The sequence below is a fragment of the Pseudomonas sp. FSL R10-1350 genome, from assembly GCF_009600525.1.
GTDB lineage: Bacteria > Pseudomonadota > Gammaproteobacteria > Pseudomonadales > Pseudomonadaceae > Aquipseudomonas > Aquipseudomonas helleri.
Genome location: NZ_WIVR01000003.1, coordinates 68,684 through 91,176 on the forward strand (window position 1 = coordinate 68,684; position 22,493 = coordinate 91,176).

At 57.0% G+C, this 22,493-nt stretch carries 20 protein-coding genes; 3 read left to right on the forward strand and 17 right to left on the reverse strand.

Annotation, left to right across the window (positions count from 1 at the left end; genetic code table 11):
- Positions 1–37 precede the first annotated feature (37 nt).
- From GHO25_RS02305 to cho, 7 genes are all read right to left on the reverse strand, one after another.
- Entirely contained in the window at positions 38–793 is a 756-nt protein-coding gene (locus GHO25_RS02305) for a molecular chaperone (protein ID WP_153389788.1), read from the reverse strand.
- On the reverse strand, positions 790–2,088 hold the full coding sequence (locus GHO25_RS02310) for a fimbrial protein (RefSeq protein ID WP_153389789.1): 1,299 nt from the start codon (positions 2,086–2,088) through the stop codon (positions 790–792). Before GHO25_RS02310 ends, GHO25_RS02305 begins: the two co-directional genes overlap by 4 nt.
- 26 nt (positions 2,089–2,114) lie before the next feature.
- On the reverse strand, positions 2,115–4,754 hold the full coding sequence (locus GHO25_RS02315; RefSeq protein WP_153389790.1) for a fimbria/pilus outer membrane usher protein: 2,640 nt from the start codon (positions 4,752–4,754) through the stop codon (positions 2,115–2,117).
- A 19-nt stretch (positions 4,755–4,773) separates the two neighbouring features.
- Positions 4,774–5,415, reverse strand: a complete 642-nt coding sequence (locus GHO25_RS02320; RefSeq protein ID WP_053225266.1) for a molecular chaperone — start codon at positions 5,413–5,415, stop codon at positions 4,774–4,776.
- A gap of 172 nt (positions 5,416–5,587) precedes the next feature.
- Positions 5,588–6,115: a fimbrial protein gene (locus GHO25_RS02325; RefSeq protein ID WP_123749068.1), complete on the reverse strand. Its 528-nt coding sequence runs from the start codon at positions 6,113–6,115 to the stop codon at positions 5,588–5,590.
- A gap of 404 nt (positions 6,116–6,519) precedes the next feature.
- Positions 6,520–6,957 carry an acetyltransferase gene (locus tag GHO25_RS02330; protein WP_153389791.1) on the reverse strand — a complete coding sequence of 146 codons (438 nt, stop codon included), beginning with the start codon at positions 6,955–6,957 and terminating at the stop codon, positions 6,520–6,522.
- 193 nt (positions 6,958–7,150) lie between these two features.
- Entirely contained in the window at positions 7,151–7,990 is an 840-nt protein-coding gene (gene cho, locus GHO25_RS02335) for an excinuclease Cho (protein ID WP_153389792.1), read from the reverse strand.
- Positions 7,991–8,126: 136 nt separating this feature from the next.
- On the opposite strand from cho, the gene GHO25_RS02340 reads away from it, so the two are divergent.
- Complete coding sequence (locus GHO25_RS02340; RefSeq protein ID WP_153389793.1) at positions 8,127–8,687, forward strand: nucleotidyltransferase family protein; 561 nt, start codon at positions 8,127–8,129, stop codon at positions 8,685–8,687.
- A gap of 71 nt (positions 8,688–8,758) precedes the next feature.
- Here the strand turns inward: GHO25_RS02340 and GHO25_RS02345 are convergent, their stop codons facing one another.
- From GHO25_RS02345 to GHO25_RS02385, 9 genes are all read right to left on the reverse strand, one after another.
- On the reverse strand, positions 8,759–10,168 hold the full coding sequence (locus GHO25_RS02345; RefSeq protein WP_153389794.1) for an amidase: 1,410 nt from the start codon (positions 10,166–10,168) through the stop codon (positions 8,759–8,761).
- Positions 10,165–11,445, reverse strand: coding sequence for a Zn-dependent hydrolase (locus tag GHO25_RS02350; RefSeq protein WP_153389795.1), 1,281 nt, complete (start codon positions 11,443–11,445; stop codon positions 10,165–10,167). Before GHO25_RS02350 ends, GHO25_RS02345 begins: the two co-directional genes overlap by 4 nt.
- Before the next feature lie 16 nt (positions 11,446–11,461).
- Positions 11,462–12,157, reverse strand: coding sequence for an ABC transporter ATP-binding protein (locus tag GHO25_RS02355; RefSeq protein ID WP_048391310.1), 696 nt, complete (start codon positions 12,155–12,157; stop codon positions 11,462–11,464).
- Positions 12,157–12,918 (reverse strand): ABC transporter ATP-binding protein, encoded by a 762-nt coding sequence (locus GHO25_RS02360; protein ID WP_153389796.1) that lies wholly within the window; start codon positions 12,916–12,918, stop codon positions 12,157–12,159. The genes GHO25_RS02355 and GHO25_RS02360 overlap by 1 nt, the downstream gene beginning before the upstream one ends.
- A complete protein-coding gene (locus GHO25_RS02365) occupies positions 12,915–13,925 on the reverse strand; it encodes a branched-chain amino acid ABC transporter permease (protein ID WP_153330293.1) in 1,011 nt (336 codons plus the stop codon). The genes GHO25_RS02360 and GHO25_RS02365 overlap by 4 nt, the downstream gene beginning before the upstream one ends.
- Position 13,926: 1 nt before the next feature.
- Positions 13,927–14,787, reverse strand: a complete 861-nt coding sequence (locus tag GHO25_RS02370; RefSeq protein WP_048371794.1) for a branched-chain amino acid ABC transporter permease — start codon at positions 14,785–14,787, stop codon at positions 13,927–13,929.
- Positions 14,788–14,854: 67 nt separating this feature from the next.
- Positions 14,855–16,057: an ABC transporter substrate-binding protein gene (locus GHO25_RS02375; RefSeq protein ID WP_153389797.1), complete on the reverse strand. Its 1,203-nt coding sequence runs from the start codon at positions 16,055–16,057 to the stop codon at positions 14,855–14,857.
- Between the two features lie 125 nt (positions 16,058–16,182).
- Positions 16,183–16,953, reverse strand: coding sequence for a FadR/GntR family transcriptional regulator (locus GHO25_RS02380; RefSeq protein WP_153389798.1), 771 nt, complete (start codon positions 16,951–16,953; stop codon positions 16,183–16,185).
- A gap of 190 nt (positions 16,954–17,143) precedes the next feature.
- Positions 17,144–17,851, reverse strand: coding sequence for a murein L,D-transpeptidase catalytic domain family protein (locus GHO25_RS02385; protein ID WP_048371787.1), 708 nt, complete (start codon positions 17,849–17,851; stop codon positions 17,144–17,146).
- Positions 17,852–17,993: 142 nt separating this feature from the next.
- On the opposite strand from GHO25_RS02385, the gene GHO25_RS02390 reads away from it, so the two are divergent.
- The gene (locus GHO25_RS02390; RefSeq protein ID WP_153389799.1) at positions 17,994–19,550 is read left to right on the forward strand and encodes a murein L,D-transpeptidase; all 1,557 of its coding nucleotides are present in this window, start codon (positions 17,994–17,996) and stop codon (positions 19,548–19,550) included.
- Between the two features lie 122 nt (positions 19,551–19,672).
- Positions 19,673–20,758: a nitronate monooxygenase family protein gene (locus tag GHO25_RS02395; protein ID WP_153389800.1), complete on the forward strand. Its 1,086-nt coding sequence runs from the start codon at positions 19,673–19,675 to the stop codon at positions 20,756–20,758.
- Positions 20,759–20,813: 55 nt separating this feature from the next.
- On the opposite strand, the gene GHO25_RS02400 is transcribed toward GHO25_RS02395, so the two are convergent.
- Positions 20,814–22,421 (reverse strand): phospholipid carrier-dependent glycosyltransferase, encoded by a 1,608-nt coding sequence (locus GHO25_RS02400; RefSeq protein ID WP_153389801.1) that lies wholly within the window; start codon positions 22,419–22,421, stop codon positions 20,814–20,816.
- Positions 22,422–22,493 lie beyond the last annotated feature (72 nt).

Sequence of the window (22,493 nt, forward strand, 5' to 3'; positions counted from 1 at the left end):
CTACCGAGTAGATGGGGCATAGACCCTTCAGTCGATTCTAGGGAATTTTCACGGTTGTACTTGCGTCGTGATAGTGGCCCTCATCATCAATCAGCGTGTAATTCACAGTCAGCTTGCTCTGAACATCAAGGCTAAAGGAGGCCAATGAATAGGGTTTTTCGCTTAAAGGAGGGGTCATCATGTCCAGCGTTTTGGCATTGGCGCGCTCTCGACCTTCATCCATTACACTCAGAGAGGAAAATGAGGCGTGATAAGGGGTGGGGTTGTGACATACCAAGATCCAGCCACCAGCGTGTTGCTTAAGGCTGAAGGTGAGCAATGTGGCCATTTTTTCCGGGGGAACAGGTAAGTTGGCAGGGCGGTAGAACACCTTCATTTGGGTGTTCATTGCCACAGCAACTTGAGTCGCAAGCATCGGGCCAATCGTTTTGGTGGGCGGGATCTCGTAAATGTTCAGCCAACTCACCGACTCGCGGTCTCTTGGAAGTGAGCTAGCATCTTGAACGATTCGCAAGCCTTGAATGGCGCCTGCTTGCAGCTTGAATACCGAGGGCAGTGCGACCATGGTTGACACAGCATTTTCCGGGGCTTGATTACCCTCGCCGTTGTCGAGCCAGGTTTGTACAACGACCGGATAGGTATTGGTGTTGGCAAGCATCAGCGAGCGCTGTGTTTGCCCCTCGTGGAAGATCAGCCGGGTCCTTTCCGGCATGACGCCGGCATGAGCGCTTTGCAAAGCGCTCAGCACTAACCCTCCCCAAAGCAGCAATTGCGCACATTTTTTTTTATTCATTGTACTTTCACCAAGACATAAGCAGTTGCGTTGACTTTTCCCGGTTTGGCCGTCAAACCGGGCAGTGCACTGAGGGTGGCAGTGATGGTCTGCGAATAATTGGTGAAGTTCTGCGTGTTGCTCCCATTGCTGCTCGCCCCATCCAAGACCGGGTACCAGCCACCGGAGGCACCGGTGCCGGTGTTGGACCAACCTAAAAAATTCATGGCAGTGCCGTCCTTTGCGTTGCGCAGGCTGATCCCGACACCCGTCGCAACCGACGGATCGCTGCCATAGCCGTTGGGCAATAAGTGAGTGACTGCGCCGCCACTGGTCACAAGACCCATGGATTGGGCTTGGGTATAGGCGCTTTGAGCGACTTGAATACCGAGTGCTGTTTGATTGGTTGATGTTCCGGAATTCACCGCGTTATCGCATTCAAGATCAATGGTGAAGTCGCTGCTGCGCGTGGCTCCCTGGTTAAGCTCAGCGGCGGTGACGGGCAGGAAGGTGACGACAGGTGTGACGTTTCTGGCTACACAAGTGGCAGCGTAGCTGATTGACGCCGCCGAGCGCATGCCGTACCCAACGCCGTTTCGAGCGCCCCAAAATCTGTAGTATCTGCTGGAGTCTTCCCCGACCGAGTCGGACTTGATACCGCCACCCTGGAACTGGATATAACCGTTGGGTTGTGTACAGGTGTAAGGATAAACACCACTACCACTGCTGGCGGCTGTTCCAGTGCAATAATTTGAAACTGAGCCTGTCGTTGGAGGGAGACTTGACACACGAACGAGCTCGGCCTGGATCAAGCTCAAGTGTTTTGCCTTAATCTGGATCTTGTTGCCTACCGTGTCGTATTCGGTGATCCGGGCTTGCTGCCAGTAACGGGTGTAAACCTGGCCGGAATTGACATGAGTCAGCCTGATTGCAACATAAGGAAACCAGGTCGCAAAGTAATTAGGCAGACCATCGGCAGCCCCAATGTCCCAGAACCCGCCCACCCGGTCATCACCATTAGTGGCAAAAAGTTCGTAGAGGTCATCAGCATCAGTGATATCACATTCCCACATAACAGTTTCACTGGTCAGTCCGGGGGCCGAAGCCGGTGAAATAACGATTGAACCAAGCAGAGTGCCCACGGGCTGTAAGTGCGTTGATGTCAGATTGATCCGGCCGAAGGTCAGTTGAGCGGTATTGTTGTCGCGCGTCTGGATGCCGGAGTAAATTCTTTTGCAGGTTGCCTGAGCGTCAGAAATGACTGCCCCGAACATCACGATAAGTGTGAGCGTTAATCGATAACGGGAAATCATCATTAGGGTGTTCTTTTTGTAAAAAGGGATCATGGGATGCGGCACTCGCTATTGATCTTGATCAGTGCCTGACTGACATCCTGTCGAGCCAGGTCGAAGTGCATGCTGCATCGTTCTTCTGGAGCGTCGCCCCAGCGTGCGACCAACGTGCCTTTGAGTTTGTCGGTCCGAAGGTAGGCCTGGCTGCCTTGGCCGACCATGCCAATTACGCTGTCGCTGTCATCCAGTACATCGGCTCCCATGGGCACTGCTTTGCCGTCACTGCGCAGGGCTTTTACCAGAATTGCGTTGCCGATTACCGTATTGAACTTGACCTTGACTGCCGCTCCGGCATATGGAGCAACGCGTTGTTGGCCATTGCCGATTTCCGTCTTTTCGCTGATACCTTCCGGGTTGATGACAACGGAGTTGTAGCGGTATGGCGTTAGTGACGGCACCAGCGCGTACCCTCGGCTATCGATCGTGGCTCCGCTTGCGCTCATGACTTTGGCACCACTGGCGCCCTTGGCTTCGATCAGCGCAAAGGTATCGCTCAAGTACGGGCCAAAAGTGATACCCCCCTCGTGCACTGCCAGAGCACCGCGGGCACTCCATGAGGCCTGCCAGTAATCCTGACTTTTGGAGGCTGTGGCACTCAGAGAAGCGTTGGGCAGATATTTTTGAAGGCTGGCACTAAAAACGTTGAGCTTTTGTTGGGCATCGCGAGAGGCGTCAATGCCATAGCTCAGCGACTGATCGTCGCTCTGAGTGCCTGATAACGAGGTTTGATACACATTGCCAGAGTCCGAACTATGGGTGACCGAGGTACTTAGATAGGGCGTGTTAGGGCGACCGGGGCTGCCGAGCGGGAAAGACACGGACAGCAGTGTGACGGTTTCGCTTCTGCCGTCTGTACGAGCAATGCCAAGACCACCATTGGCGAATGTGTTGTCGAGCGGATCGTCATAGTGCCCGCTGCGGCGGTTCAGGTAACTGCCGGTAGTCTGCCGTGATGTTGTCAGGTTCAGGCTGATATTGTTACGCAGTGTGTTGGACCAGCCAAACTGTAACTGAGTGTCGCGGTCTCGACCATTGCGATAGTCCTGGGTCGAGCCCGACAGAAATACGCTGCCCATGTCATCAAGGCTTTGGTTAATCGACACTTCGAAGCGCGAGCGCTGCATGTAGCTTGTCGACTCCCAGGTTTCGTGTTTTCGAGTCGATCTGCGTACCCCTAAGACATCGCCCAAATCGCGATAGCCTTCAGTGGAATAGCGATACCCGGCTATTGATAAGGTAGTGTTGGTGGGCTGAAACGTTCGACTGTATGACAGACGTCCCATCCAGCCATCCAACTGACCGTCTCCGGGCAAGTCAGCCCGTGAGTACGTAGTATCCAGGCCGAATGCACCCAGGCTGCTGGAGTACACGCCTCCTACTACGAACGCCTGATAACGATCCGCGATTCTCAGGCCGCTGTTGGCGGTAATGCTATTGCTCAGGCCGATTTGGTAGGTCACCTCACCAAACGGATCGTGATCTCCGTTGTCTCGGGTTCGTCCCAGCGCCAAGCTGTAGCGAGACACGCCAGGGCGTAATGATTCCGGAACCGCCGAGAAGGGCACCGTAAACGTGCTGACGTGACCATCAGCTTCAATCACAGAGACTTCGAGGTCGCCGTTGTAGTTGGTTGAATAAAGGTCATTGATCTCAAATGGACCCGGCGTGACGGTAGTTTGATAAATATCATTGCCGTTCTGACGCACGATCACTTGTGCGTTGCTGGTAGCGACTCCTCGTATCGTGGGCGCATATCCGCGCTGTGACTCGGGCAACATGCGGTCGTCAGAGGCGATCTCAATACCGGTATAACTTAGCCCTGAAAAAAAACGCCCCGACGTAAACCCCTGGCCTGAAGTCAGGTCGCCCTTAATGCCCGGTAATGCTCGTTGGGCGTATGTACGGGTCGTATTCCAGTGCGATCCGTAATCGTTGTCATAACGCCAGTTTCCCTGTTGGCGCAAGCGCCATAGACCCACGTTCAAGCCACTGTTCAGGGACAGATAACTCGAATCTGTACTGCTGTTGTTTTTACCGGAGCGAGTCACATGATATTGGTTGGCGCTGTAATTGACGAAGCCCATAAGGCTGCCAGCATCAAGACTCTGTGTTGGCACGTAACCCCTTGGCGTGTTGATCATCAGGCTCTGCGGGATGCTTAAATCCAGTCTCAGTATCGAAAAATCGAAAGCCGTGGAGGCGCCGTGGATGGCCTGTGAGAGGATCAGGCATTGATTGTCGTCGGTGGTATGAATGGCGCTTTTAAGCACACCTGAAGACTCCAGCAGTTTCTCTGACAGACAGGGCTGGACATCGCCATTTCCCTGGCTGGCAAAGCGCAAGTCAACCCGATCTACAAAACGCCGGTTGATAAATAGATCGACTTTGTACTGCCCTGGTTCTACTGCGTTAATACGGTTGAAACGCGATAACGAGCCATTACCGAACATCATGTTGTCGTCGAAAACGTATGGGTCGTTAGCGCTCACTGTGGCAGGTTCTGCCAGAACCGGATCAGGGCACAACAAACTGACAGTGGTTAACGCCGATGCTCCTACCAGATCGCGTAATCCATATAAGCGTGAAACCTTAAAATCCTTTTTAAATACATAAACGCGACGCACAAGCATAAACACTCATCCCGGGCCATCAGTTAATAAGGAGGTCATTGATGACATCTGCACCGTAATCGTTGACTAACGTCAGGCGTAGCATGTCGCCTTTGCTGGCTGACGTATGAGTGGGAAGCATCCAGTTGACTTCACTCAGTGGCGGAATCATCACAGCCTGATTTACGGTAAGTGTTTGACCGCCATGGATCACCTTCGCGTCGCGCACGGTGGCGTAGTAACCACTGCGATTGCTGGCGACGATGGACCTGCCTTGCACTTTGAAGCTAAGTGATTTACTCAGTTCATCCGGGTTGCCCGCCAGTTGCTGAGGGCGGTAGAACAGTTTCATCCGGCTGTTCACGCCAACCAGCAACTTGTTGGCCTGTAATTCGCTGGCCTTGATGGCCGGCATTTGCAAGAAACTAAGATAAAAGAGTGTTTCTCTGTCTTTGGCTAACCTGTTACCAGTAAAGACCAAGCGAACAGTCTGTCCGGCATTCGGGTTAATACGAAAAATTTGCGGATTGGCAATAAAAGGTGAAGTGGTATTTTTCGGTTCATTATTGTCAGGATCGTTATCAATCCACATTTGCACGATATAGGGCAGTGCATTCTGATTGGTCAACTGCACGGTTTTTTCTTGCGCCTGAGCAGGGTATATCACTCGGGTGCCGGTCATGATGACACTGGCACTAACAGGATTCACTGAAAGTGCCAAGAGAGTTAGAGTGAAGGTCTGAGTTAGTTTTATTAGGCGTGACATGGCAATCCGCACACAACGTGTAAAGAGTAGGGAAGTTAGGGGGAGACAACTCTACCGGGCGTATTGCCCGGTAGAGTGGACTACTGTCTTACAGATAATCCAAAGCGTATTGCACGCTGGCTGTAACTGTACCCGCAGTGGCACCACCTGTTTCGCTGACATACTGCGCAGCGAAATCATGGCTGGTTTCAGTTTGCGCGCTGGGTAGAACCAGACCGGCCACCGAGGTGACCCCTTCAAGTACGATGGCCGTACCTGCAGGTGCGCTAAGCAATTGAATTTGTACGTTTGTGGCTGTACCTGAGCTGCCAAGGTTGCCAGCACTGGTCACGTTGTTGCCCAAGAATGCAGTTTTGATCGCCAGGGCTGTTGATGATGGGGCAGTGCAACCGCTGATACTTACAGTAAAAGGGGTCTCTCCGGCTTTGCTGTTCGCGGCACTCAACGATGTGGCACTCACAGTGGGTAGCAGGATCATCGGGCTGGCCGCATTACCATTGACTGCAACCGTACATGTTTGATCGGTGACTTGTCCGTTAAACGTGATGGTGTTTTGAGAAGCTGCGAAAGCCATGACAGGGAATGTAGCGGCGAGGATTAAAGCGATCCGTTTCATGGTGTAACTCCTGTGTGAGGTTTAGATGTACTCCTAAAGCCGGAAAGAGTTAAGAAGGCGTTTTGTCAAAATGCAAATATAAAATAAAATTTGTGTTGTCGTTGATAGTGTCTAGGCTGTGTGATTTGGCGAGGGGTTACTGAGAGTCTGCTGTGCTGTTTTAATCATTGTTTAAAGTGGGGATATTGCCGTATGGTCAGTTGGTTTTTTTATCTAATTGCACAAGCAATGGAACTTTTGATCAGATCGGTAATACACGTTCGCGCTATGGGGCAATTCAAGACGTAGGCGATTTTTGAATATGGGAGAGTTGGTTTTTAAGCTAGAAGAGTAATACTTCGTCATCTCTTTCATGGGGGCCTGTTGCGGGGCTGTATGCGGTGTGACACACAGCCCCAGCCTTTTTACTCAGGCAAGTTCATGTGCAACAACGGGAAGGGTCGTCCTTCGCCGTCCAGTGGCGAACGCCCCGTTTGTACGAAGCCGTAGTGCAAATAGAACCCTGCGGCCTGTGGGTTTTGCTCGTTGACATCCACGCTGAGCGTCGCGCGCGACGTGCGGACATGATCCAGCAAGGCTCGGCCAATGCCTTGGCCATGCTGTTGTGGGTCTACGAAGAGCATTTCCACATGGTTGTTACTCAGTCCAATGAACCCTAGTGGCCAGTCTTCAGTATTTGCCGCGACCCATAGCTCTACGGCGGGCAAGTAGATGTCACGTAACTGCGGGGTCAGTGCTTCGATGTCGGATGGCTGCAAAAAGTCGTGAGTGGCCTGCACTGCGCGCAGCCAGATGTTCAGCAACTGCGGATGGTCCGCAGCGTTACCCTTGCGAATGATCATGAAATCATCCTTCTTCTCTTCAGGTCTGATGATAGGTGCGCCGGGCAGTGGCGACCGATTAAAAGTCGGCTTCAGGTATGACCGCTTCGCGATTTAACGCCTGGGCGGTGCACTTAAGAGGGGCCGAAAAAGAATGGGCGGCCAATTTGCCGGGGCACATTGAAGATGTCAAGAAGGCGAGGGGGACCGGTCGCTACCCAAGCATGATCAGCTCGGCACCCTCTAGCAGCAGCGGACGCACGAGGATCTTGTAGCAATCGGCATCAAATGCCTGGCCGGTGCTTTTCGGTGCCTGCCTGGCTTCAGCTTCCGTGGCGTAGGTGCCGATGTAATGCCAGCCGTCCACGACGTGGTATTCCTCGTGTTCACCGTGGCGCTCGTGCAGTGCGATTGCGCAGGGGAATGGCCAGCGGTGTACGGCCCAGCGTTCAAGCGCGGTTAACAAGCGTTCGGTATGGGCTGCATGGCTTTCATCGCCTCTGCAGGCGCCTGCGCATTTGCCGATTTGTGCTCTGAAGCAAGTGCGCCCCATAGCTTTTTCAATGCCGAGCAGGCTGTGGCACAGGCGCTGCTCGTCAGCGATCAGCATCAACGCTTCAGTGGCCATGCGCTTGTTGCGGAACAGCCCGTACAACGGGCTGGCGCCGGGCAAGTCTGTGGTGTCGATGATGTCTACAGCACCATCGATGACGCGTATTGAGCACAACCGTCGTTGCTTGCGTAATCGCTTGTTTTTGAGGGGTTGCAGTTCTTTGATCAGGCGCGATTCCAGCAGCAGCGCGCCGATTTCTCCGGCGGTTTGCACATACTCGATTCTTTGCGCTTGGCGCAGCATGCGGGCTTCTTCGGGTGTTCGCAGGTGTGCCAGCAGTCGGCTTCGGATATCGACACTTTTACCGATGTACAGCGGCATCGAGTCGTCTTGCGCATAAAAGAAGTAAACCCCAGGTGCTCGCGGTGCTGCAGCGACTTGAGCACGCAGGTGCTCAGGGTATTCATAAACAGGGGCGAGTGATGCAGGACGTATAGGCATGGTGGTTATAGTGCGGCATAGGTAACGGTATATGACAGCCGCCGGTCAGAATCGCTCCGGTGTGTGCGGCTAGAACCGGTCATGGAACCCGGATAGAGTTGTGCCCAACTGGAACGCAGAAGCTAAAGGACTGCCGATGAATTTGACGCCTGAACACTTTGTCAGCCTGGCAATGGGTAACCCGGTCAACGCTGAGCTCATGGAGCGCTTGCCCAAGCTGGGCGTTGAACAGTGCTTGTTGACGGCGGGGAGCCTGTTTCAGGCGGTCTGGAACCATCGCTCAAACCTGCCGCCGGCGTTTGGGGTTAAGGATTACGACGTTTTTTACTTTGATCAAGACGTGTCCTGGGAGGCGGAAAACGAAGTCATTATCAAGGCACGGCAGCTGTTCGAGGATCTGGGTGTGAACGTCGATATCAAGAACCAGGCCCGGGTGCACCTCTGGTATCCCGAACGTTTCGGCAGGCCTTATCCGCAGTTGTTTACCGCCCGGGACGGTATTGATCGTTATCTGGTGGCCGGGACCTGCGTGGGGATTTGCGCTGACAGCGGCGAGGTGTATGCGCCTTATGGTTTGGATGACATCGGGCAGGGGCTGTTACGCAATAACCCGTTAACCCCGCAGCCTGATTTGTTTATGCACAAGGCCAGAAGCTACCAAGCGCGTTGGCCATGGCTGACGATTATTGATCTGTAGGGGCGAGCGGTCTTTTTAAAGATCAAAAGATCGCGAGGCAAGCTCGCTCCTACAGATTGGGTACTTTTTAATTAAGCCGTTATGGGCGCGCGCGGGTGGCTTTGCGCGAAGTGTTTTTCATAGGCCCGGCAAACTCGCAGTACCTGGTCATCGGCGAAGCGTGCGCCGACCACATGCAGGCCTACTGGCAGACCATTGTCGGCCAGCCCGCAGGGCACTGAGGCCGCCGGTTGTTGGGTCAGGTTGAACGGGTAGGTGAACGGGGTCCATTGCATCCAGTCGGTCAATGAGGACTCGGGCGGCACGTTGTGCCCGGCCGCAAATGCGGTAATGGGCAGCATGGGCGAGACCAGAATGTCGTAGCGCTGATGGAAGTCGTTCATGTGCGCGACCAATGCCGCCCGTGCCTCCAGTGCGGTGCTGTATTGCTCAAGGGTGATACGCTCGCCCAGCCCGGCAATCCGTTGCAGCCCCGGGTCCATCAGTTCGCGCTGGGCACTGCTGAGTTGGCCGGCCAAGCGCGCTGCACCGGCAAACCACAGGGTGTTGAAGGTCTCCAGCGGATCGCTGAAACCTGGGTCAACCTGCTCGACATGGGCGCCGAGTTCGGCCAGACGCTGCACCGCTTGGGCCACTACGCGGGCAACCTGCGGGTCAACGTCGACATAGCCGAACTTGGGGCTGTAGGCGATGCGTAAACCCTTGAGGTCATCGCTCTGTGCCAGCCAGGGCGTGGTGCGCGGGGCGCCGATCAAGCCATCGCGGGTATCGGGCCTGGCCACGGTTTGCAGCATCAGGACCGAGTCTTCGACGGTGCGGGTCATTGGCCCCAGATGCGAAAGGATGGTCATGGAACTGGCCGGCCATTGCGGCACGTAGCCGAAGGTCGGCTTGATGCCAAATGTGCCGGTAAACGCGCAAGGGATGCGGATCGAGCCGCCAGCATCGCTGCCCTGATGCAGCACGCCCAGGTTTAGCGAGGCGGCTGCGGCAGCCCCGCCTGATGAGCCACCCGCGGTCAGCCGGGTGTCCCAGGGGTTACGGGTGATGCCATACAGCAGGTTATCGGTGACGCCTTTCCAGCCGAACTCGGGGGTCGTGGTCTTGCCCAGCAAGACCGCGCCTGCCTTGCGCATAAAAGCACTAAAAGGCGCGTCAATCTCCCATGGACCTTGCGCCGTGGTGGTGCGTGAGCCTTTGCGCGTGGGCATGCCTTGAGTCAGGGTCAGGTCTTTGATCGAGGCCGGTACGCCATCCAGCGCACCGCAAGGCGTGCCCTTCAACCAGCGCTGTTCTGATGCCCTGGCCGCCTGCAGCGCGCCTTGCGGGTCAACATGACAGTAGGCGTTGACTGCCGGGTTGTAGCGCTCAATACGCAGCAGGGCATCCTCGGTCACTTCCACTGGAGAGAGGCTTTTATCGCGGTAACGGGCCAGCAGTTCGACGGCATTCATCTGGCCGATGTCAGGTGTATTACTCATGATTGTTTACCTCCTTGCGCGGCATTGACCATGGCCCGCAGCAGTACAGCGCAGCCGTCGGCCAAGTCTTGAGGCGCCGCGTTTTCGATTTCGTTGTGGCTGATGCCGCCTTCACATGGCACAAAAATCATCCCGGCCGGGCCCAGCTCTGCGACAAAAATCGCGTCGTGCCCGGCGCCGCTGACGATGTCCATATGGCTCAAGCCCAACTGTTGCGCGCCCTGGCGCACGGCATCGACACACCCAGGGTTGAAGTCCAGCGGCGGGAAGTCAGCGGTCGGGGTCAGCTCAACACTCAAGCCGTGCTCGACACTGGCCACTTCAATGGCTTCGCGCACTTCATCCACCATGGCTTGCAGGTGATCGGCATGCAGATGCCGCAGGTCGATGGTCATGTGCACTTGCCCGGGGATCACGTTACGCGAGCCTGGGTGCAGGGTCAGGCAGCCGACGGTGCCGCACGCATGGGGTTGATGCTGGTGGGCGATCCGGTTGACGGCACTGACCACGTGCGCGGCGCCGACCAGCGCATCTTTGCGCAAGTGCATGGGGGTAGGGCCTGCATGGGCTTCAACGCCGGTCAGGGTCAGGTCAAACCACTTCTGGCCGAGGCAACCCATGACCACGCCAATCGTGGTGTTGCGGTCTTCCAGCACCGGGCCTTGCTCAATGTGCGCTTCAAAATACGCGCCCACCGGGTGCCCGAGCACCGGGCGGGTGCCAGCGTAGCCAATACGCTGCAACTCGGCACCGACTGACAAGCCTTGTTCATCGACTTTGCTCAGGGTTTCGTCCAGGTCGAATTTACCGGCAAACACCCCGGAGCCCATCATGCACGGCGGGAAGCGCGAGCCTTCTTCGTTGGTCCAGACCACCACTTCAATGGGCGCTTCGGTGGTCAGTTGCAGATCGTTCAGGGTGCGGATGACTTCCAGCCCGGCCATGACCCCGTAGCAACCATCGAATTTGCCGCCGGTGGGTTGGGTGTCGATGTGGCTGCCGGTCATGACCGGTGGCAGGTCGGGCTGACGGCCCGCGCGGCGAGCAAAGATATTGCCAATGCCGTCAATGGTCACCGTACAGCCGGCTTCTTCACACCAGCGTACAAACAGGTCGCGAGCTTGGCGGTCGAGGTCGGTCAGGGCCAGACGGCAGACACCGCCCTTGGCCGTGGCGCCGAGTTGTGCCAGGTCCATCAGCGATTGCCACAGGCGGTCGCGGTTGATCAGCGGCGCGTTGCTGTTGAAAAGGTCGGATAACACGATAGGGCTGTTCATGGACACGAGTCTCCCTTCAGGCGCTAAGGGCCAGGTAACGGTTCTTGATCGTTGGGTTGGCACGGAAATCGGCGGCGCTGCCTTCGTACACCACGCGGCCTTGTTCAAGCACGTAATGGCGATCGGCAAGCTTGTCGCAGACCATCAGGTTTTGTTCCACCAGCAGCACGGGCAAGCCGTCGTCCTTGATCTTGCGCAGGATCTTCACCAGTTCATCGACGATCACCGGTGCCAGGCCTTCGGTGGGCTCATCGAGAATCAATAGCTTGGGGTCGTTGAGCAGGGCACGGGCGATGGCGAGCATTTGCTGTTCTCCGCCGGACAACGCATGGCCAGCGTTTTTACGCCGCTCCTTGAGGCGTGGAAACATCGTGTAGACGTCTTCCAGCTGCCAGCGGCTGCTTTTGCGCTGGGCAATGCGCAAGTTTTCTTCAACGCTCAGCAGGCGGAAGATCCCGCGATGCTCCGGCACCAGGGCCAGGCCTTCGCGGGCGATTTCGAAAATTTTGCGCCCGACCATGTCCTGGCCGTTAAAGCGGATCTGCCCTTTGCGCGGGCAGACAACCCCCAGAATGCTGCGCAACGTGGTGGTCTTTCCCGCACCGTTACGGCCCAGCAAGGTCACCAGTTCACCGGGATTGACCTGCAGCGAGACGCCCTCGAGCACGTGGCTTTTGTCGTAATAGGAATGGATGTTGTCGACGATTAGCATCAGGCGGCTTCTCCCAGGTAGGCGGTGCGCACACGCTCATCGGCGCGGACAAATTCAGGGGTGCCCTCGACCAGGATCTGGCCGTGGCTCATCACCGTGATGCGTTGGCTGATGGACATCACAATGCTCATGTTGTGTTCGATCAACAGCACGGTGTGATCGCGGCCCAGGTCGCTGATCAGTTGGGTCATGATCGGAATATCGTCAATGCCCATTCCGGAGGTGGGCTCGTCGAGCATCAGCAGTTTGGGTTTGGAGCAAATCGACATGCCCACCTCCAGCACCCGTTGCTGACCGTGGGACAGTTCGCCCGCCAAGGTGTTGGCGCGTTGGGTCAATTGCAGGCGTTCGAGCACCTGGTCTGCCATGTCCAGGTGTTCGCGTTTGCTGTCTACCCGGCGCCAGAAGTTCAGCGCGGAGAGCCCGTCACGGCCCTGTGCAGCAAGGCGCAGGTTTTCCCGCACGCTGAGGTTCTGGAACAGGCTGGTGAGCTGAAAGGAACGCGCCATGCCCAGCGCAACCCGGCTATGGGAGGGCTTTTTGATGATGTTTTTACCGCCAAACACAATCGCCCCGTCGGTGGCCCGGCGCTCGCCGGTCAAGCAGTGGAACAGGCTGGTTTTACCCGCGCCGTTGGGGCCGATTACGGTATGAATGGTGCCTTGCTCGACCTTCAGGTTGACTCCATTTACAGCATTGAATGCGCCATAGGACAGCTTCAGGTTCTCGGTTTCCAGCAGATAAGGTGTTTTAGCGCTCATGGCTGTTCCTCCTGAATCGGCAGGCGGCTTTTGCGCGAGCCTTTGATGCGTTCGAAAGCGCTGGTAAATCCACCCCACAAACCGCCGCGCATAAACACCACGACGACGATCAAAATGATCCCGAGCAGCATCAGCCAGCGCGGCCACAGGTCTGACAGGAAATCACCCAGCAGCACAATGGAACCGGCACCCAGCAAGGAGCCAAACAGCGACCCGGTACCCCCGACAATGGTCATGATCAGGATGTTTTCGGACATCATCAGGTCGATGTTGGACAGCGGCACAAAGTGCAGCAGCATGGCGTACAGCGCCCCGGCAACCCCGGTGACTGCGCCCGACAGCATGAACACCAGGATCTTGAAGTGACGGGTGTCGTAGCCGATGGCCGCGGCACGGGTTTCGTTCTCGCGGATCGCCATTAACGTGCTGCCAAAGGGCGAGGCAATCACCCGGCGTGCGCCAATGAAAATCAGCAGAAACAGCACCGCGACAAAGCCGTAGAAGTAGCGTGCATCACTCAGCGACATCAGCAGCGTGTCGCCGATGCGGATTTCAGGCCGTGGCACATCGAGCAGGCCGTTGTCGCCGCCGGTCCAGCCGCTCAGGGTGTAGGTCAGGAAGTACGCCATCTGGCTAAAGGCCAGGGTCAGCATCACAAAGTAAATACCGGTACGGCGAATCGCCAGGGCACCGACCAGAAACGCCAGCAAGGCACCGGCGATGGCCGCACCCAGCAGTGCGCTGAATAGCCCCCATTGCAGATGAATCATCAGCAAGGCGGCGCAGTAAGAACCGGCGCCAAAGAAGATGCCCTGGCCGAAGGACAGCAGCCCGGTGTAACCCAGCAACAGGTTGCAGGCCAGCGCGGCCATGGCGAAGATCAGGATTTCAGTGGCCAGCGTGGCCGAGGGCAATACCAGTGGCAGGCCGATCAGCACCGCAATAACCCACAGCAGCATCGAGCGCGACTGGGTTTTGGCGAAGGGCAGGGGGTTTTTCTCGCTCATGTCAGGCTCTCCCAAAGAGGCCGTAAGGACGCAGCAAAATCACCACGGCCATCGCGCCGTAGATCATCAGGCTCGCACCCTGGGGCCAGATAGTTGTCATCAGGCTTTGCACCACACCCACCAGCAGACCGCCCACCAGTGCGCCACTGAATGAACCCATGCCGCCGATCACGACAACCACGAAGGCCACGCCGAGAATCTCCGGGCCGACAAAAGGCTGGGCGCCGCGCAATGGCGCGAACAGCACCCCGGCAATGCCGGCAAGCCCGGCGCCGAGGGCGAAGGTCATGGAAAACAGGCGGAAGATATTGGTGCCCAGCAGTGACACGGTTTCGGTACTTTCACTGCCGGCGCGAACCAGCGCGCCGAAGCGTGTGCGTTCCAGCAACAGCCACAGGGCAAAGCCCACCAGCGCCGAGAAGGCAATCAGGAACAAGCGGTAGTAGGGGTACACAAAGTCGCCGATTTCCACCACGCCGCGCAGTAACGGCGGCACCGCGACACTTTTGCCGACCGGGCCCCAGATCATCACGCTGGCTTCTTGAATAATCAGCGCGATACCCAGCGTCACCAAAATCTGGAACATGTGCGGCAGGTTATAAATGCGCTGAATCAGCACCCGCTCGATCACCCATGCGAGGGCAGCAACCAGCAGCGGTGCGATCAGCAGCGACAGCCAGAAGTTGCCAGTCAGGCTGACGGCGGTGTAGCAGAGGTAGGCGCCCAGCAGAAAGAACGCACCGTGAGCGAAGTTGACGAAGTTCAACAGGCCAAAAATGATGGTCAGTCCAACCGCAATCAGAAAATAGATCATCCCCAGGCCCAGGCCATTGAGAATCTGAAACATATAAAGTTCGAGCATGCAGATACCCTCTGCAGGCGGTCGTGGCTGACCGGCTGCGTGTAGCAAGTGCTAAATAGTCGGTGGTTTAGCTGAGTACGCAGCCGGTGTCGGCGACAGGGGCAAACGACTGACCGGAACTGACCACCAGCGCCAGATCGTCCTTGTCAGTCATTTCGCGCTCCGGTTTGCCCAGCATCAGGTAGTAATCCTTGATCACTTGATGGTCACCGGCGCGGATGGTTTCTTTGCCGGTCGGGCCTTCGTAGCTCAAGCCCTGCATGGCGTTGGCTACTGTGGGACCATCGAAACTGCCCGTGGCGGCGATTGTGTCGAGCATGACCTTGGTGCTGATGTAGTCAGCCGCCAGCGGGTAGTTGGGGTTGATGCCGTATTTGGCCCGGGTCGCCTTGACCAGCTCGCGGTTGAGCGGGGTGTCGACCTGATGCCAGTACTGGGCGCCGAGGTACACGCCTTCAAGCACATCACTGCCCAGCTCCTGGAATTGATCCAGCCCGGCGGACCACACCAGCAGAATTTTCATGCGCTCTTTCATGCCGAAATTCACGGCCTGACGCAGGGTGTTGTTGGACTGGCTGCCGAAATTGAGCAGCACCAGCACGTCCGGTTTGGCTGAAATGGCGTTGGTCAAGTAGCCGGAGAATTCCTGCTCTTGCAATGAGTGGTAACTGTTGCCGACAAGCTCCAGGCCGTGTTCCTTGAGCACTTCCCGGGTGCCATCGAGCAGTGCCTCACCGAACACGTATTGCGGGGTGATGGTGTACCAGCGCTTGGCCTCCGGCAGGCGTTTGATCAGCGGTATCAGGGTTTCACGCACCGCGCCATAGGAGGGCACGGACCAGCGAAACGTCGAACTGTTGCAGTCCTTGCCGGTGACTTCATCGGCGCCGACCGGGGTCATGAACACTCCGCCAGTCTTGTTCACTTCCTTGGCCACGGCCAGGGCAGACGATGACAGGGTGCAGCCCTGGAAAAAACGTGCGCCGTCCTGGCCAATGGCTTCCTGAACCTTGCGTACTGCTTTGCCGGCATTGCCTTCGGTATCAATCACCTTGTAGACCAATGGTCTGCCCAGCAATTGCGGGTATTGCTCGACGGCCAGACGCGAGCCCATGTCGGCAAACTTGCCATAACTGGCAAAGGCTCCAGACATGGACTTCAACCCATAGAAGGTAAAGGGCTCGGCGGCGAAGGCCTGGCGTATGCCAAGCGGAAGGCTTAAAGCACTGGCAGCAGCCAGGCCAGCTTTCAACAAAGTACGACGTTGCATGGGGTAACTCCCTGGTTTAATTATTGGCAGGAGTAGCAATGGCAAACGGCGGATCAGGTCCTGTGGGCAGGCCTTTTATTGGATGGGGTGGAGCGCTTGCTAACACACGGTTAGGGCAAAACGGTTCAGTGGTGGTGATCGAACTCCAGCAGGAAATGCGGATTGACCTGGCCTTCGAGAGCGGTCATGTGAAGCTCGGCGTCGCACATGTGCTCGTGCATCAAGGTGCGCACTTGCGCCTCATCCTCGGCACGCAGGGCAACCAGCAACTGCTTGTGATAATCGAGGTTGGCGGCATCAAACTGCTTGCGTTTGGGTTTGTAGGCCTTTTTCAAGACCACCAGATCGCGCAGCAAATCGTTGAGAAACTGCGCCATAAAACTTAACAGCGGGTTAGGGCAGGCCCGGGCCAGCAGGGTATGAAACTCAAGCTCGGCCAAACGCTGCTCCCGCTGGCCAGCCTCGCTGTCTTCAGGGGCGCTGCAGAAATCTACGTTGGCTTGCAGCGCTTGATAATCTTCGGCGCTCAAACGCCCGATAACAGAAACCGCCAACTCGACCTCAATAACCTTGCGCAACTGATAGACCTGCTCGCCATCCAGATGCTGAAAGTGCAGGTAGTTTCGCAAGGCGCGGCTGGCGGGCTCAGTTCCGGCCTGATTCAGGTATGCACCGCCGCTGGGGCCGGTACGGGTACTCACCAGACCTTCGACCTCCAGCGCCTTCAAAGCTTCGCGGGCTGAGCCTTTCGAGCATTGAAAGCTTTCCATCAGCTCACGCTCAGTGGGTAGACGGTCACCGGGCTTGAGTGCATCAGTCACGATCGAACGCTTCACCGATTCGACAATTACATCGGACAGCTTCTGGCGTTTGCGGCGAATCGGGCGATTAAGCATGTTGTCTATTTATCGTATTAATGCGGATAAATAGTAATAAATAGATCTGCGCAGGCGCAGTCAACCATCGACCGGGCGAGGTGTCGTTTTCAGAGAAAAGGGGTCGGGAATAGATATGGTTGTAGGAGCGAGCTTGCCTCGCGATCTTTTAACAGATCGCGAGGGTCAGGCGTCGTAGCGCAGGCAGTTTTTACTTAGCCGAAACAATGCTCGCCACCAGCTGTGGCTTGCAGTTCAAGTAAGCCGACGATTTGAGCCAGCGCTGATCGGGGTACCAGGCAAACATGAACTGTCCGTTCTTGAGGTTGTCCACTACTTGGCGTGCCACTTGCGGGCGTACGGCAGGGCAGCCCTGGCTGCGGCCGATACGGCCCTGGCGTTGGCTCCACAGCGGATTCACATAGCTGGCGCCATGGATCACGATATCGCGGTCACGGGCCCGGTCATTGATGCCCGGCTCAAGGCCATCCATGCGCAAGGAGTAGCCGTTAGCACCCTGGTAGCTTTCGCGGGTACGAAACAGCCCGAGGCTGGACTGGAAGCTGCCTTCGCTGTTGGAAAACCGGGTGGCAAAATTTTCACCGGAGTTTTGCCCGTGAGCGACCAGCTCACGCAGGACCAGCTTTTTAGAGGTCAGGTCGAAGATCCATAAGCGTCGGGCGGTTGAAGGCATGGAGTAGTCGATGACCGCCAGGTGCCGAGCTTGACTGGCACCGTTGTTAACGGCGCATTGCATGGCGCTGAGGGCGCTTTGCAGGACTTGCGGATTGAGTTCCGGAGCGGCCTTGGACAGGCTGTTGTAGAGCACCGGGGCGGAAGTATTGGCGGCGAACGCCGGGCTGCAGACTGAGCCCAGGGTCGCGGCGACCAGAAAAAGTCGTCGCAAAAAAATCAGCATATAAAGAAAGCTTCCACATTAAATAAACGAATGACATTGCGCTGATCCAAGGGCCACCGCGATTTAGCTGCTAGCCTGACTGTATAGCGCGACAAGCAACACGGTGACCCTCACATAAAGGCCACGGACTGGAGTTAAGCAGTTGATCAAAAAACACGCATGTTACTTGACCCTGACCTTGCTCGCTGCGCCACTGGTCGCACTGGCTGATGAGCCGCCAGTAGAGCCGTCGAACCCGGTGCAAGTGGCGTTGACGCAACTGCCGCAAGCATGCCCGACCCTGGCAGGTAGTATTAATGAGCCCACACAGGCACTGCTTGAGGCTTTTTACCAGAGCCAGAATTACCAGCCAATCTGGGCCGACAAAGTGAGTTTGGCAGCCTTGCAAGCTGCGTTGCCAACCCTGGCGGATGATGGCCTCGACCCACAGAACTACCTGTTGCCTAAGGGGCAGGACCTGTGCGCCGATATCGACATCAGCCGCCAGTACCTGCAAGCCCTGCAAGACCTGCATTACGGGCGCCTGCCGCAAGCGCGTTTTGAGCCGGTCTGGCATGCCAATGAAGTAGTACCTGACAGGCGCGAGATTCTGCCGATTGCCGAAGCCGGTTTGAATAACATAAGTGACGCCTTCGCCAAGGCGCGGCCTGCGTTTGAGCAGTACAAAAACTTGCGTCAGGTCTACGCCCAGCAACGTCTGCAACCGCTACCCAAATGGCCAACCATCGCTGACGGCCCTGTGCTGCGCCCCGGCATGCAAGACTCTCGCGTCCCGGCCTTGGTGCAGCGGCTGATGAGTGAGGGTTATCTGGATCATAAAATCGCGACAGCGGATAACGTCTACAGCAATGAGCTGGTGTCTGCGGTCAAAAGCTTTCAGCTCAACCATTCCTTGCAGGCCGATGGCATCATCGGGGCGGGCACGGTAAAAGAGCTTAACGTCAGCCCGGCGACCCGCCTTGAACAGTTGCGGATCAATCTGGAACGCTTTCGCTGGATGGCCCAGGACGTTGAGCCCTCCATGCTGCTGGTCAATGTACCGGCGGCGCAGTTGACGGTGTATGAAAATGGCCAGCCGATCTGGCAAACCCGAACGCAAGTAGGGCGCGCAGACCGACAAACGCCGCTGCTCAAGTCGCGGGTCACGCGGCTGACCCTGAACCCGACCTGGACCATCCCGCCGACCATTTTCAAGGAAGACAAACTGCCGCAAATCCGCCGTGATTCGTCCTTCCTGAGCCGGCACGACTTGCAGGTTATTGACAGCAACGGGCAGCCCGTCTCGCCGCAGAGTATTGATTGGGACCGCCCCGGCAATATCCTCCTGCGTCAGGGCGCCGGGCCAAGAAACCCGTTGGGCAAGATAGTCTTGCGCTTCCCCAATCCGTTTTCGGTGTACCTGCACGACACTCCAAGCCAGGCGCTGTTCAGCAAAGGCCCGCGGGCATTCAGCTCGGGGTGTGTGCGCGTTGAATCGGTATTCCAGCTGCGCGACGTACTGGTCACCCCAGCGGAAAAAAGCCGCACCGAAGACCTGCTCAGTACCGGCAAAACCCATGAGTTTCGCTTGTCCAACCCCAAACCGATCCTGATGACCTACTGGACGGCCCAAGCCGATAAAACCGGCAAAGTGATCTACACCCCGGACATCTATAACCGTGATCCGGCCCTGATAACGGCGCTGAGCAGCAAGCGCTGATCTAAACCCCCTGTAGGAGCGAGCTTGCCTCGCGATCTTTTGCTGCTTTAAAAGATCGCGAGGCAAGCTCGCTCCTACACGTTACTATCCAGCTTCCGATATTGACCGTAGAGAGAACCCCCATGGCTCAATGGCCTGACTCGCGCTTTATCAATCTGGTTGGCATTAGCGTTCCGATCATTCAGGCGCCCATGCTCGGTGCTGGCGCCGATGTAATGATCGGTGTGGCAAAGGCGGGTGGTCTGGGCTCACTGGCCTGCGCCACGTTGAGTCATGATGCGATCCGTGAGGAAGTCGCAGCCTTTCGTGCGGCCACTGACCAGCCGTTCAATTTGAACTTCTTTTGTCACCAGGCCCCGGCATACGACGAGGCGCACATTCAGCGCTGGAAGGCGTTGTTTAAAGACTATTACGCCGAACTCGGCGCCGACTTTGACGCACCCACTCCGGTCTCCGTCCGTGCGCCTTTTGATGAGGCCACGTGTGCGCTGGTCGAGGAACTGCGGCCTGCGGTGGTGAGTTTCCACTTTGCGCTGCCGGCCCCAGAGTTGATGGCGCGGGTCAAAGCCACGGGCGCGAAGATTCTCAGCTCGGCAACCACTGTCGAAGAAGCACAGTGGCTCGAACGCCACGGCTGCGATGCCATTGTTGCCATGGGCAATGAAGCGGGTGGCCATCGGGCGATGTTTTTAACCACTGAGTGGACCAGTCAGATCGGCACCTTCGCGTTGGTCCCGCAAATCGCTGATGCGGTCTCGGTGCCGGTGATTGCTGCCGGTGGGATTGCTGATGCGCGTGGTATCGCAGCAGCCTTTGCCTTGGGCGCAAGTGCCGTGCAAATCGGTACCGCGTACCTGTTTTGCCCGCAGGCGAAAATATCCAGACCTCATCACCGTGCGCTGCGCGAAGCCAGCTCCAGTGATACGGCACTGACCAACCTGTTCACCGGGCGACCGGCGCGGGGCATTCTGAATCGAGTGATGCGAGAGATTGGGCCGATTAACCCGCAAGCCCCGGCGTTTCCGCTGGCTGGCGGCGTGTTGCTGCCCCTGAAAGCCAAATCCGAGCCTGCCGGCTCAGGCGATTTCATCAACTTGTGGGCTGGTCAGGCGTTCCCGTTGAGTCCTGGGCGCACGGTTGAGCTGTCATCATTTGAGCTGACCCGCAAGCTGATCGACGACTATCAGGCGCGTTCAGCGGATCAATAAGTCCTCGATGTTCGAGGCTGCGGCGCACATGCCGCAGCCTTTGCTTGCCCAAGGCTCAGGGCAAATGCAGCAACACGAAGTCGTTCTTGTCGAACTGCCCGGTCAATGCCGGAACGATATTGCCCAACTCGGTGCCTTGCAGTGCTTGATAGTCCTTGCGGTCCATCACGATCCATGCCGGCGCTTGCAAGGCCGTCAATTCAACCGCTGACTGAGTGAATACCGGCAGCAAGTCGCGATCCACGTTAACCATGAACTTGATGGCTTTGGCGTCTTTGCCCATGCCGTGCAACACCAGCGGCGCGGGTGACTGGTCGATCAGGTGCAGGGCGTTGAGGGTGAAATCGCGAGTGTTGTAGGCATTCTGCTCAGCCGGTTCGAGCACCAGAATGTAGCTGCTCCACATCGCCAATACCGCACACGCACCCAAGCCCACAGCGCGCAAATGTGCTTTGAACAGCAGACCCAGTGCGATGACCTGCAACACGCCCAAAATGATATAGATCGCGTTCAGGGGCGGCAGTTGGTCGGCGAAACGCTTGCTTGCGACCATCAGTCCGGCAATCAGCAAGGCTGGCAACACCAGCGCAATGGCCTGGATAAATACGCGCAATGCGGCGAATGCCCGACCTCGAACGCCTTGAAACGGGTACGCGGCAATAATCGCGGCCATCGGCAGCATCGGCAATAAGTACCGGGCTTTTTTCGCTTGCGGGACTGACAGGCCGATCATCACGATCAAGCCGGCTGCGGCGCAATACTTGACCAGATGCAAGGCCGGGCTCGACGGCTTGCGCCCGGCGATCAAGACAACAACCAGCACCAGTACGGCCAATGGATAGGCGAGGGCGTAGTTACCCATGGAGCTGGTGAAGTAGTAAAAGGGGCCGCTGGCGCCTTCAGAGCCGTCGATACGGCCAGTGACCTGCATGCGGATCACGTCTTGTACAAACGCTTGCCCGCCACTGATCCAGGCCAGAAATAACAGCAGGCCAATGCACAGGAGCAAAATCACCAGTGCCTGTAAACCCACGCTGATCATGCGTCGCCATTGGCCGCTGAGCAGGAAGTAACTGCACAACATACCGGTCGGGATCACCAGACCAATCGGGCCGCGAATGGCAAAACCGAGGACCAGCAACAGCAGCAGCCAGAAGTGTCGGCGCGGTGCTTCAAAGTGATCGTGGGCATACGCCAGATAGAACGCGCCAAGGCTGACGGCCGCGAGCATTTGGTCCAGCGACACGGCACGGGTTTCGGTAATGAAGGTCATGCTGAGTAACAGCAGCGCGACGCTGAGCAAGGCCCACGTCGTGGATTGCGGGGCTACCAGGCGATAGGTCAGGGTCACAATGATCGAGCTGGCAATGGCGGTGGGCAGCCAGGCGGTGAGGCTGTTGACCTCGCCAAATGGTAACGACAGCAACCAGGTAAATACCGTGGTGGTGGCGTTGTAGTCGGCGTAGGGCTCGCCATAGGTGGTGGGGAAAAAGCTTGGTCCGTGACGCAGCATTTCCTTGGCAAACATCACAAAGCGCGAATCAAAGCCGATCGCCGCCTGGTGAATATCACCCACAATAAACAGCAGTAAGGTCAACGCACCCAGTATCAATGACTGTCGGTGCAAGGCACGTAAAACGCTGGGGGAAGAGAAAGCCGGCATGTCGAGTTTCCTTGACTCAATAGGGGGCGTGCAGGGGCAAACAGTCGAATTTCATCCATAAAAAACGCCGCC